Raw genomic sequence first — 12,289 nt, forward strand, 5'->3', positions numbered from 1 at the left:
TGAGCGTAGCGGCGCAGTTTATCCTGCCGAAAAAACTGTACATTTTGGATGAGCCCACCGCCGGAACGGATTATGAAGGAGCGAACATTCTGCTCCGTATGTGCGCACAACAGTCTGCCGAAGGTGCAGCCTTCCTGATCATCACCCACGATATGCAGGTGGTCGAAAGCTTTGCCAGCCATGTTCTGCATATGGAAGAGGGACATCTCTATAAATTGGAAAATAGTGAGATTTATCATGCAATTACAGTTGACAAAAATTGAGTGGATGTAGACAATAATCTATATACATCTTAACAAACAGGCGGCCTATTCAGGCCGCCTGTTTACGATTATGCAGTGTGGGTAATGCCGATTCTGTGCAGGCGAATCGCATAGGTACAACACAGCTTATATAAGGAAAGGATTTGTGATTTGCTTGGGAAAAGATAAACCCATGAAGCGTGGCCTTGTACTGACAGGTGTTCTGTTGGCGACGTTTCTGGCCGCGATTGAAGGGACGGTTATCGGTCCAGCAGGGCCGACTATTGTTAGTGAACTGGGCAGTGTGAATTTGCTCAGCTGGATTTTTACGGCATATTTACTGACGATGGCTGTAACCACGCCTATTTTCGGTAAGCTTAGCGATTTATTTGGCCGTAAGCCAATTTTTCTGGTTGGCTGTTCGTTGTTTGTGCTTGGATCTTTGCTGTGTATGCTGGCTGGCAGTATGGAGCAGCTTATTGTGTACCGAGCTATTCAAGGGATTGGAGCGGGCGGTGTTATTCCCGTTACCTTTACCATCATCGGAGATATATACAAGATGGAGGAACGCGGCAAGGTCCAGGGAATGATCAGCTCGGTATGGGGGATTTCTTCCTTGATCGGACCTCTCCTGGGCGGTTACGTGGTTACTTATTTTGGCTGGGAATGGATTTTCGGCTTCAATATTCCCTTTGGTCTGCTGGCGATGTTCTTCATTGCCCGTTACCTGCGGGAACAGGTAAGCAAGCGCGTTGCGCGCGTCGACGTGCCCGGGGCAATTACCTTTACCATCGGGATGACGGCCCTTTTGCTCGTATTGGCGCTGGGCGGGCAGTACATCGGCTGGGCTTCTCCTGAATTGCTGGCCTTGGCTGCCGTAGCTATTTTGTTCCTGATTCTGTTTTTAGTTATTGAAAAAAGCGCTCAGGAACCAATGGTGCCTCTGAAGCTGTTCCGGGTACGGGATATCGCTTTTTCCTGTGCCGCAGCGCTTCTGGTCAGCACCCTGCTTATCGGGCTGACCAGCTATCTGCCCCTATGGATTCAAGGCGTACACGGTGGCGATGCCGCTTCATCCGGTCTGGCCCTCGCCCCGATGTCGGTCGGCTGGCTGTTTGGCTCCATGATCGGAGGGCGCATTTTACTGACACTAGGCTCTCGTCGAACCTCGTTGATCGGGCTGACCCTGATTGTATTAGGGGCCTTCGTCATGACCTTGATGGGGGAAACGGCGCCGATCTGGCTGCTCTTTTTGTCTACATTATTGTACGGATTGGGCTTTGGCTTCTCGATGACCGTGTTTACGATTATTGCCCAGTCCTCGGTCGGGTTCCAGCTGCGCGGTGCTTCTACCGCATTGAATACGTTCCTGCGAACGCTGGGACAAACGATAGGAGTTGCAGCCTTTGGTTCATGGCTGAATTATCACATTGCCGCCCAGACAGCAGATGGACAGCTTATGCAGCAGGGCATTACACAGGAGGATATTAATGGCCTGCTTGCACCTCATACTTCACAACATCTGAGTGACAAGACAGCGGGATTACTGCGTTCTGTATTGGAAAACAGTCTGCATTCCCTGTTTGTCATCATGGCCGCCATTGCGATTATAAGCTGGTTTGTTGTACTTGGGCTGCGAAATCGACCACCGGGCACAGAAGAAGGGACGGATCAGCGCATCAAATCACCCCAGAGAGAACATGGATAAGAGAGTCTCCTTTACGGGCAATAAAGTTTTGTTGTCCAGCTCCAGCAGCGATAAGAAAGACGTTTCCGATTTCCCGGAGACGTCTTTCTTCAATTTGAATATTACATGGAACGACTGGACGAGACTGACCAATTGGATGCATTAAGGGCTTTAGTGAATACATATTGATGAAAACAGTAAAAGGTTCTATCCTGCATTTGTATACTGGGCGTTTGCTCATTTAATTCAAGCAGAGGTCTGTGATGCCAAAAAAGACTATACAACAGGTTTTAAAAAAATATGCCGATTTAAGCTGGGTGCAGGAAACGGATGAAACGACAGTGAAATGGAAAATCAATTTAAGGAGTAGGCGAAGATGATGAGTAAAAAGTTTTTGGCACTGATATTGGCAAGTATCATGGCAGCGGCTATTGTGATTGTTCCTATACCTCCAGGTAATGGAGAAATTTCTCCAACGCATCACAGCGAAATTTAATAAACCCAGATTAAAGAAAAAGACCCACTCCAAGAATGGGTCTTTTTCTTTTTAATATATTTTTTACCAAACTTATACTTTTTATTGGTTTCCACATGAATCCCTGGCACAAGCATTAGACCTCATCAACCACAGACCACGAAAATACTTGGGCTGGAAGGCCGCTCACGAATCCTTTTCAGAAGAACTGTCGCACTTGGCTTGACAATCCGTCATTTTAATAGAGTTTTTTTACTCAATTTTCACTATTATGGGTAGCCCATAATATAGCCTTTTCAATATAATCATTCCAGAAATCAAACGTATGGCCCCCTTTTGTTTCTCTATAAATGACATTTACCTTTTTTGAGACTAAAAAATCATGAAATTTTTGGTTTACATCTAACAAGAAGTCCTCAGTTCCACATGCCATATATATTTCGGGTATTTCCACTTTAGTCTTTATTAATTTAAGGACGAGTGCCTCCGGATCTTGATCACTGCCCATAAGCACATTTAAGTCACCAAAAACTCTTCTATAATATTTATAGTCTGCCACTTCATCTTTATAGTCGGTAGATATTCCCGCTATTCTGTAAGTTATGATTGCGGAGGACAAGGCAATTATACGACTGAAATTACCAGCGTACTTTAATCCGTTGCGAATGGCTCCATATCCGCCCATTGATAATCCACCAATAAAGGTATCCTCTCTCTTAGTGGATAGAGGAAACATTTTCCGCGTAAACGTCACCAATTCATTTCCAATATATTCACCAAATAATTCACCTTTATCGTTGTCATCCAAATAAAAATTGTTTTCACCTGACGGCATAAACACAGCTATATTATATTTATCAGATAGTTCCCGAATTCTTGAAAGACTAAGCCAATCCATATAATTACCAGAATATCCATGTAAAAGATAAAGGGATTTAAATGGGCGCTCCTCAGTATTTCCATGCCCAAACATGTCAGTGCGGTCTAGCGGTAAGAGTGCATTAAATGTAACTTCCCTTTTTAAAGCCTTTGAGTAAAAATTAACTTGTGATATGGCCAATTGATTCACTCCTAATGTCTAAATTTTTTAATGAAGTCGAGGTTTATAAATAAAGGAACGGTTCTTTCGCATCAATAAAAGTGACAGGAATGTTCTTGACCAAAGGCTTCAACCATTCTGCCATATATTTCATGCCGGATTCTTCACTACGCTCATGGCCAATCACAATCATTCCCTTATCCATTCCGAGCATTGTTGCATCATTGACATAAGCACACAATGTCCATTCTGTAATTTCGCCACAAACCATAACATCCAAGTTATGATTTCTCATTAACTCCATTGGCATTTGTTCTCTGCCTAAACCTAAGCTTCCTCCACCTACTAGTACCCCGACCTTTGAACATTTCATTTCAGGGTTGCCGACAATTTGAATAACATCCATTGATAGTTTCTGTTTAAAAAATCTGGCGAGTTCAGCCAAAGTAACTTCATTAATTTTGTATATGAAAGGTTGGTTCTCCTCCTGCAAATTATGTTCCCAGCCAATTTCTTTCAGAAGGCCATCATAAATTCTATCCGTTTTCGCCATATGCATATAATCATGGTACCGCCAAATTACAATATTGTTTTCTTCGATTAGCTTTTTCTTTGCAAGATATAACGGGTCATCCTCGAGCCAATCCAGCTCGTCCCTTCCCGTATAAAAAGTGGGTTCATGTGTAATGATCATATTTGCCCCGTCTTCAATAGCACGCTTAATAACGTCTATCGTTGCCATAAACGTTGTGACAATTCCTCGGACCTCAGTATTAGGATTCCCGCATATTAACTGATCACCTGTTTTTTCAAGTCTCATATCGCCACATGAATCTGAGAGAATTGCCTCAATAACTTCTTGTACATTCATTATTATTCCTACTTTCATTAACATGACTTTTAATAAATATAAGGGTGATACATTCCTTTCCTATTTATTAAAGCTGGAATGTATCACTAACACTATTCATTTGATATATTATTTCTTGGATTTTTTAATAGAAAGTCAGGCTGCTTTATGATTATTTTCACCTTGTGCTTCTAAACCAAGATTCTTAGGAAGAATGAAAGATGCTAGCATCCCTACGAACAATATTAATGCCATAACATACATAGCTCCTTTTTGCGAACCTGAGATTGAAATAAAAATTCCAGCAAGATAAGGACCAGCAAATCCACCAAATGCTGAAGTAAATCCTGTTAGCCCCCTAGCTGCACCTTCAACTTCTTTGGAGAAAATAAGAGTAGGTATTGTATGAAAACTAGGCATAAAAGCCTGTATAAAAAAGCCAGCTACACACATTAAAACGATGTACAAAGCAGCATTTGTACTATTAGAAAAAAGACCTAAAATAGCTAGAGCAATAGCAAACAACAGTAGCGGTATCCCCGTGCTAAGGCGGCGCTGCTTTATTTTCGCTGTTAATTTAGACCATACTGCCAATCCTAAAATAGCAGCAATCGATGGAAGTGCACTTAATAATCCTACATTACCAATACCTGCATGCGTAACAGACTGAATAGCTGTTGGCATCCAAGTAAAAAATCCGATCTGACCGAATACCGCACAAAAGCCAACGATACTCAAAACCCAGCTATACTTATTTCTTAATAGATAACCTAAAATAGGCAGAAGCTTATCCCCACTTACATTATTGCCCGCATCTTTCATTAAAGCACTCTGTTCCTGTTGAATGGTTGTAGTAATATATTCTTTTTCTTCTTTGCTTAACCATCTAGCTTGTTCTGGTCTGTCATACATTACAGCAAACCATATTCCACCAATTATTAAACTAATAACACCTAAAATCATAAACATCATTTGCCAATTGAACATTGCTATCAGGAATCCACCGATTGGTCCAGTAAGTGTTGCTGCAATGCCGGAGGCAGTAAACACAACGGCTATAGCTCGACTTCTTTCACCATCCTTTTCTGGAAACCAATAGGGTAAAAGAGTCATGATGCCTGGTACAATAGCTCCCTCCGCAACACCAAGTAAAAATCTGAGTACTATAAGTTGCCAACCGTTTGTAACAAACCCTTGTAGAATAGTTATTACGCTCCAGCATATCGTTGAAAAGCCAAGAAATTTTTTGAGTTTTCCTTTTTGAGCAATGTGTCCACCGGAGATCTGTAAAATCATACCTCCAATACCCGCGACTCCACCCGCAATCCCAGCAACGCTTGCAGCAAAACCTAAATCCTTCAGCATTCCCCCAGGTAGGGCAATGCTTAGAAGTGAGTTACTTACAAATGAAAAAAAGCACATTAGAAATAATACAGGTAAAAAGTAAAGCCATCTTAACTTTGGTATTTTTTTTGTTTCAGACATTATAAACCCCCCTGTAATTTATACATCCTTAAATTCTTAATGATTTAATTTTATCTTCATCGAAAATAAATAATATTTTTAGTACCCCTCCAAATTATTAATTGAAAGCGGTTTAAAAAACTTTTATAATAGTACGGATGTCTCATTAATCATTATCTATTTAACTTGTTATACATAATATTGAGTATCTTTACCATCTCGATCAATATAATCGATAACAGGCCTGTTCGTTTTAAAATCGATATAAAGTGTACAACGCTTCTTATCCTTTTGCCAGGACAGATAAATTTCATCTTTGTTGGATTCTAATACCTTGAACTCCCCATTAAAGGCATCATAATCGTTTCTAAATCGAATAAGCTTTAATAATCTTTTGACTACTTCTTTTTCTAGAGATTTTTCAATCTCCATAAGACTATAGTTGTGACGGTTGATTTCTCTACCTTCTCCTGTTTCTCTAACTCTTTCATAGTCGTTTTCCCCAGCTAATAGTCCTACATAATACACCTGAGGTATCCCTGGAGTAAAGAATTGAATCGCTCTCGCTGAAATATAGGCATCATCATCATTATTTAGTACGGAGTAGTATGAGCATCTGATTTGATGGACATCAAATCCATCCTCCGACTTATGCTCGTCTGACAAAATTAGACTTAGGTTTGAACCTCTTTGGAGGCAAACATCTACCAATTTTCTAGCTTCTGTTGTATCAATAAGATCATCTAAGTCTGGTTTTACTGGTATACCGTCATGGCAGTCCAGCATTGTAAACTGATTATGTGGTCGATTCTTAAGATAATCAATAAGAGCTATACTAGATTTATTGATTAAAGTATCCAAAATTCGATAAGGTAAAATAAAATCGTAGATCCAACATCCATGCTCGGACAGCTTATTTTGGATAGTGTAATGTGAATGAACTTCTGGTAATATTTCGATATCTAATGACTTAGCCAGTTCTAAGACCCAATCAAGGAACTCATAGATTTCGGGTTCTACAAAAAAACAACTTGTCCCCAATTTTTTAATAACATAGCCAACCGCATCCAGACGGACAATCTTCACATTATTTTCCTTAAAGTTTAAAAAGAAGTCCGTAATTAGCTGTTTTACCCTTTTTGACTTAATATCTAAATCAATTTGTTCTGAAGGATCCGTCTTTCCAAATGTCGTCCATACCTTTTCTTCCTCACCAGTTTCCGCAATTGTAAAAGTAGAATATGGTAGGGAACGTCGTAGGAACATTTTATTAATGTCATCCTGAACAGGATTTCCATCTTCCCAAACCTTATCTAATGTAATAAACAAATCTACATATTCAGATTTCCTTCCTTTTTTTAGAAAATCCTGAAAATATTCAGATTGTCTAGATATATGATTAACCATCAAATCTACTAAAACATCAAAGTTTTCGCCAATAGCTTTAATATCCTTCCAAGTCCCAAAGGCCGGTTCAATTTCTAAATAGGATAATGGAGCAAATCCACGGTCTCCTGAAGAGGGAAACGGTGGAAGGATATGCACTCCTCCTTTAAAAATATCCGTAAAATAATTTAGAAGTACTTGATTAAGAGTCTTTAAATCACCTCCCAAAGAATCGGGGTAGGTAATTAACTGTACCTGATTTTTCACTGCCATTCGCGACACCTCCTATAATCCATACATATTTTTTATTACTTCAAGCTTTGGTAATGCTACGATTGCACCGGTATATTTTAACTTATAAGCACTTACAGCAAACCCTAACGTAAACGCTTCCCTAAGCGTATAGCCTTTCACTACAGCTGCATAAAATCCGGACCAGAAAGCATCCCCTGCTCCTGTCGTATCAATTACGTCTGTAGCTAATGTATTTAACTTAATGATTTCTTTTCCATTTGAGACAATTGCCCCGTCTTTACCTAAGGTCATAATAACAAGCTTTGCCCCAAATTTTAAAAACTTCTCAACCTGATTTTCATGAGTGTCTTTTCCGAACAATCTTTCTGCGTCATCCTCTGAAGGTTTGACGATGTCGACCTTTTTGAACATCGATTTTACGTACTCAACACCATCTTCTCCTTTATGCCAAATTTTCGGATGATAGTTTGGGTCAAAACATACTAAAACGTTGTTCTCTCTCGCACGCTCTATAACTTTTTCAATCGTATGACGAACTGGCTTCATAGAGATTGGCCAGCAGGAAAAATGAACAATCTTAGAATTATCTACAGCTTCTTCAAGCTCAGGAGTGTAAGCTAAATAATAGTCCGCTCCGCGATAAAAAATTGGAGTTGGCGTAGATTTGCTTTTCGAAACAACAACCATACTGGTAGAATAGTCTACTTGTTGAACACATTTAGTATCAATACCAGCTAATTGTAACTGGTTAGTTAAAAATACTCCCATCCCATCTTTACCTAAAGCTGATGCTACGAGAGAATGAATCCCTAATCTACTAACATTAACAGCAATATTAGAAGGAGATCCACCGAAAAATTTCTGATAGGTGTTACATTTAGAATGATCATCATAATCAGTTGATATCATATCGATAAGAATTTCCCCGACTGTTAAGATGTCATTCCTTTTATTTTGAAAATTGATTTTATCATCCAGCTTATACATGTAGTTCCTCCGGATTTATTTAACTTTTATTACTTTTAATCTAGAGCCCACTTATCCAGCGTCCCGCCATTTTAATCCAATTGGAAACTTCAGGTTGAATGGTCCTTTCATTATCTAAAGCCATAGTTTCATCAGTTCCAAGGGACAACCCATGCACCCCATTCGGGTAAATATGCATTTCCAAACTTACTTTATTCTTCAAAAGTGCATTAGCAAATAAAAAACTATTTTCGACAGGAACAGGCTCGTCTGTATACGTGTGCCACAAGAATGTTGGTGGAGTATCGGAAGAAACATATTTTTCTAATGACACTTGATGTAATTGCTCATCATAGTTATCACCTAACAAAGCTTTAAATGAACCCTCGTGTGCAAACGTACCAGATGTAATAACCGGGTAACTTAGTAAAATCCCGTTAGGTTTTATCATTTCATTTGGGATTCCCAGGGCTTTCGATAAAAAACTACTTTTCCAAAAAACTCCTAAACTGGCTGCCAAGTGGCCGCCAGCTGAAAAACCAACCACAATGATTTTATTTATGTCAACATGCCATTCCTCTGCTTTTTTCCTAGTAAGAGCAACTGCCATAGATAGTTCTAATAATGCTGTTGGAAAAGTAGCAGGGCGAACACTGTACCTTAATACACATGAATGAAATCCCATCGCATTCATTTTGATTGCTATAGGTTCCGCCTCCCGATCAGAAGTAAACTCATATCCACCACCTGGACATATAATGACCAGAGGGCGTTTTCGAGTATTATCTATTTCTGGAGAGTTATCTAAAATATACGTATATAACTTAGACTTTGAATGTTGTGTACGTATATCAATAATTTCATGTATCAAATTCGGCTCCTCCTCTAATTAACCATTTAATGCTCTGCTAAGTGCTTCAATGTACCCGTTTTTGGCATGCTGGCTGATTTCCGCATCCGGGACGATATGCTCAAAAGCATGAAAACATCCAGGATATAATTGAAATTCTACATCCACTCCTGCTTGAGCTAAACGTGCAACATAATCAATTGTTTCATCGCGGAAAGGATCTAGTTGACCTACACATGTATAGGTCGGAGGTAGTCCTTCCAAATTCTTTGCGCGGGTTGGTGCTGCGTATGGGGAGATTTCACCATGAGCAGAATCCCCTAGATACATTTCCCAAGCCGATATGTTATTTGACCTGAACCAAACCGCATGAATATCGGTAATTTCGTAGCTGGATGGTGTAATATTTCGATCATCAATCATTGGATATAATGGCATTTGAAAACATATAACCGGGCCCTTTCTATCGCGTGCCATTAATGCCAATGCCGCAGTTAATCCTCCACCTGCACTTCCTCCACCGATTGCAACCCTCATTGGATCAACATTCAATTCATTTGTTGCACTCGTCATCCATACCAATGTAGCATAGCAGTCTTCAATAGCTGCGGGATACGAATGCTCAGGGGCTAATCGGTAATCTGGTGAAACCACAATACAATTGACTGCTTGAACAATACTTTCACAAAGGCTGTCTTCACCATTAGGATGACCTAACACATATCCTCCTCCATGGCTCCAAAGAACAGCAGGTAATTCTTCTTTATTCCTCTGAACTGGTTCATAAATTTTAATCAACATTTCTTGTCCATCGCCACCAGGGATAAAACGTTCAGTAATTCTAACGTGTTCCGAATTCGCATTAGACGGAATGGGAACTTGTCTTGTTTTAGTCAAATCTTGTGGAAGTTGAATGATTGGTACCGTTTTCAAATTTTCTCTTAATTCCGCTTTCACTCTATTTAAAAATTCCATAATATAAACATCCTTTCACTGAGATACCAACAACTATAAAGCGTTTTCATATTCATATATAAATGTAAAGCGTTTTGCATGTCAAACGGTTGTCATAAATCTTTCTTTTATCCTGATATCAAGAAAACGTATACTATGAAAGTATGATAACCGCTTGACACTCAATGTGTCAAGCGGTTATCATACGGGTTTTTTTAAAATAAAAGAAAATTAATATTGCTCTTTTAGGTAGAGAATAACAAAAAAGCCACTGTTAATTTTTAACCTGTAGCTTTTTGGAAAATTTAGTGTATTTACTTAAAAGACTGATTCCGTAATCACGGGGGGAATTTTAGGTTACAAAAACATTTGTCGTTGAAGCACCCTCGACAAGTATGATATCTAGAGGCTTACATAAATGAGAAGAAATTTCCTCATTTTTAATTTTCTTATCCAGTATTATAACTGCTCTTTCTGCCATTTCTGGTATAGATTGTTGTACGGTGGTTAATTGTGGGAGTAAATTTCTAACTGCTTCTGTTCCATCAAAACCAACTATTTTTAACTCTTCCGGGACATTTTTCCCTATTCTTACAGCTTTATTATATATGTTAGCAGCAATAATATCGTCACTTGCAAAAATACCATCCATATCAGGATTTTCATGAAAAACTTGCGAAATGACTTTATGATTTTCTTTAGCATTAAAAGTTTTATTGATTTCATAGATAATTGGCTTAAGACCGTAAGCTGTCATTATATCCTTGTATGCAGAGGTTCGTAAATGTGTAGGAGTATCTAATCTGCTCGGCCCACTAATATGAATAATCTTTTTACAACCTCTTTTAATCAAATGTTCCGTTGCCAATTTACCACCTAAATAATTGTCAGATGAAACAATTGGCGCTGAATTTGAAATATATTGATCTACAGCAACAATAGGTAAGCTTGTTGAAACTTGTTCAAAAATCCCTCTATTATGACTTCCAACAATAATTCCATCTACTTGATTTCGTTGGAGCATGTCTAAATATTTTTTTTCTTTATCCATATTATTTAGGCTATTACATAGAAATACTTTATAGCCTAATTCTTCACATTTAATTTCAATATTATAAATTAACTCAGCAAAAAAGGGATTACTTACTGTAGGAAAAATTAATCCAATAATATTACTTTGTTTTGTAAATAAAGACCTAGCCATTTCATTAGGGAAATAATTAATTTTTTCCATTGCATTATGAACACGTTTTCGAGTTTCTTCACTAATATAACCACGGTTATTCAACACTCTAGAAACAGTGGTTGGTGAAACACCGGCATGTTTAGCAACATCTTCTAATTTGGGTTTCGCTTTCATTTTCATACTATCACCTCACATACATTGACTAATCTTCTATAATTGTTCTCAGGTTTATGTTAACCAATTGACATAAATAAAGTCAAACTTTGTAATCGATACAAAAGAGAATAATTTCATGGGTGTTATGTATGTTTGCTAAAGATTAAGTTTTCATAAAGAGATGCAAGATCCACATCATCGTATCCGATAATTTTCAGGAGTTTTTTCTTCCCCAACAATATTTTTTGCCGCATATGTACCGCCTTTTTTGGTTTTCCATATTTTCTCGAATTGACTTTATACCCGAACATCATTATTATCTTACAGTATAAGATAAAAACCAGAAGGTGTTGTGGCCAATGGATTATAAAGCATCAGCAACAGAACTATTCGAGTGTATCGCCAAATCGCGCAAACCGGTATTAGAGGAACGAGTGCACTTCTCCCGTGGTGAAATGGGGATTCTTATCGCTTTGAGTCATCAGGACGGGGTTACTTCGGGCTATTTGAGCGAATACTTGTCTGTCAGTACGGGACGGGTAGCAACGGCGCTGAAAAGTTTGGAGAAGAAAGGATTGGTTGTACGACGTACGGATGTCAACGACAAACGCAAGGTGATCGTATTCATTACGGATTCAGGCAAGCAATTTATGATTGACAGGTACAACGAAGGAGTTGCATGGAGCGAGAAAATTCTTCGAAGGCTGGACGAACAGGATGCCAAAGAATTTATCCGACTCATCAAGCTTATTGTCTCTAAAAGCTGAATTCCTATGCAG

11 protein-coding genes and 1 pseudogene are annotated in these 12,289 nt (G+C 38.8%); 4 read left to right on the forward strand and 8 right to left on the reverse strand.

Going from position 1 to position 12,289, the window contains the following annotated elements:
* The 3 genes and pseudogenes from L693_RS27690 to L693_RS32310 form a co-directional block, all read left to right on the forward strand.
* On the forward strand, positions 1-263 hold a 263-nt coding region (locus tag L693_RS27690), incomplete at its 5' end, for an ATP-binding cassette domain-containing protein (RefSeq protein ID WP_231503536.1).
* A 172-nt stretch (positions 264-435) separates the two neighbouring features.
* Positions 436-1,950: an MDR family MFS transporter gene (locus L693_RS0105445; protein ID WP_025716399.1), complete on the forward strand. Its 1,515-nt coding sequence runs from the start codon at positions 436-438 to the stop codon at positions 1,948-1,950.
* A 572-nt stretch (positions 1,951-2,522) separates the two neighbouring features.
* Positions 2,523-2,630: pseudogene (locus L693_RS32310) on the forward strand (IS30 family transposase); the annotation flags it as partial.
* A gap of 30 nt (positions 2,631-2,660) precedes the next feature.
* Here L693_RS32310 and L693_RS0105460 read toward each other — a convergent pair.
* The 8 genes from L693_RS0105460 to L693_RS0105495 form a co-directional block, all read right to left on the reverse strand.
* On the reverse strand, positions 2,661-3,464 hold the full coding sequence (locus tag L693_RS0105460) for an alpha/beta hydrolase (RefSeq protein WP_025716400.1): 804 nt from the start codon (positions 3,462-3,464) through the stop codon (positions 2,661-2,663).
* Between the two features lie 43 nt (positions 3,465-3,507).
* Positions 3,508-4,314, reverse strand: coding sequence for a Nif3-like dinuclear metal center hexameric protein (locus L693_RS0105465; RefSeq protein WP_025716401.1), 807 nt, complete (start codon positions 4,312-4,314; stop codon positions 3,508-3,510).
* 135 nt (positions 4,315-4,449) lie between these two features.
* Positions 4,450-5,778 carry an MFS transporter gene (locus L693_RS0105470; protein ID WP_049825067.1) on the reverse strand — a complete coding sequence of 443 codons (1,329 nt, stop codon included), beginning with the start codon at positions 5,776-5,778 and terminating at the stop codon, positions 4,450-4,452.
* A 168-nt stretch (positions 5,779-5,946) separates the two neighbouring features.
* Complete coding sequence (gene gtfA, locus L693_RS0105475) at positions 5,947-7,416, reverse strand: sucrose phosphorylase (RefSeq protein ID WP_025716403.1); 1,470 nt, start codon at positions 7,414-7,416, stop codon at positions 5,947-5,949.
* Positions 7,417-7,428: 12 nt separating this feature from the next.
* Complete coding sequence (locus tag L693_RS0105480; RefSeq protein WP_025716404.1) at positions 7,429-8,385, reverse strand: carbohydrate kinase family protein; 957 nt, start codon at positions 8,383-8,385, stop codon at positions 7,429-7,431.
* A 40-nt stretch (positions 8,386-8,425) separates the two neighbouring features.
* Positions 8,426-9,235 carry an alpha/beta hydrolase gene (locus L693_RS0105485; RefSeq protein ID WP_025716405.1) on the reverse strand — a complete coding sequence of 270 codons (810 nt, stop codon included), beginning with the start codon at positions 9,233-9,235 and terminating at the stop codon, positions 8,426-8,428.
* An 18-nt stretch (positions 9,236-9,253) separates the two neighbouring features.
* Complete coding sequence (locus tag L693_RS0105490; protein ID WP_025716406.1) at positions 9,254-10,189, reverse strand: alpha/beta hydrolase; 936 nt, start codon at positions 10,187-10,189, stop codon at positions 9,254-9,256.
* A 331-nt stretch (positions 10,190-10,520) separates the two neighbouring features.
* Entirely contained in the window at positions 10,521-11,528 is a 1,008-nt protein-coding gene (locus L693_RS0105495) for a LacI family DNA-binding transcriptional regulator (RefSeq protein WP_049825068.1), read from the reverse strand.
* A 341-nt stretch (positions 11,529-11,869) separates the two neighbouring features.
* On the opposite strand from L693_RS0105495, the gene L693_RS0105505 reads away from it, so the two are divergent.
* Positions 11,870-12,277 (forward strand): MarR family winged helix-turn-helix transcriptional regulator, encoded by a 408-nt coding sequence (locus L693_RS0105505; RefSeq protein WP_025716408.1) that lies wholly within the window; start codon positions 11,870-11,872, stop codon positions 12,275-12,277.
* Positions 12,278-12,289: the final 12 nt, after the last annotated feature.

It is taken from the genome of Paenibacillus sp. 1-18 (assembly GCF_000520755.1).
Taxonomy (GTDB): Bacteria; Bacillota; Bacilli; order Paenibacillales; family Paenibacillaceae; genus Paenibacillus; species Paenibacillus brasilensis.

Coding starts and splice junctions, on each gene's coding strand:
- L693_RS0105445 (WP_025716399.1), top strand. CDS start 436: ATGAAGCGTGGCCTTGTACTGACAGGTGTTCTGTTGGCGACGTTTCTG.
- L693_RS0105465 (WP_025716401.1), bottom strand. CDS start 4,314: ATGAATGTACAAGAAGTTATTGAGGCAATTCTCTCAGATTCATGTGGC.
- L693_RS0105470 (WP_049825067.1), bottom strand. CDS start 5,778: ATGTCTGAAACAAAAAAAATACCAAAGTTAAGATGGCTTTACTTTTTA.
- gtfA (WP_025716403.1), bottom strand. CDS start 7,416: ATGGCAGTGAAAAATCAGGTACAGTTAATTACCTACCCCGATTCTTTG.
- L693_RS0105480 (WP_025716404.1), bottom strand. CDS start 8,385: ATGTATAAGCTGGATGATAAAATCAATTTTCAAAATAAAAGGAATGAC.
- L693_RS0105490 (WP_025716406.1), bottom strand. CDS start 10,189: ATGGAATTTTTAAATAGAGTGAAAGCGGAATTAAGAGAAAATTTGAAA.
- L693_RS0105495 (WP_049825068.1), bottom strand. CDS start 11,528: ATGAAAGCGAAACCCAAATTAGAAGATGTTGCTAAACATGCCGGTGTT.
- L693_RS0105505 (WP_025716408.1), top strand. CDS start 11,870: ATGGATTATAAAGCATCAGCAACAGAACTATTCGAGTGTATCGCCAAA.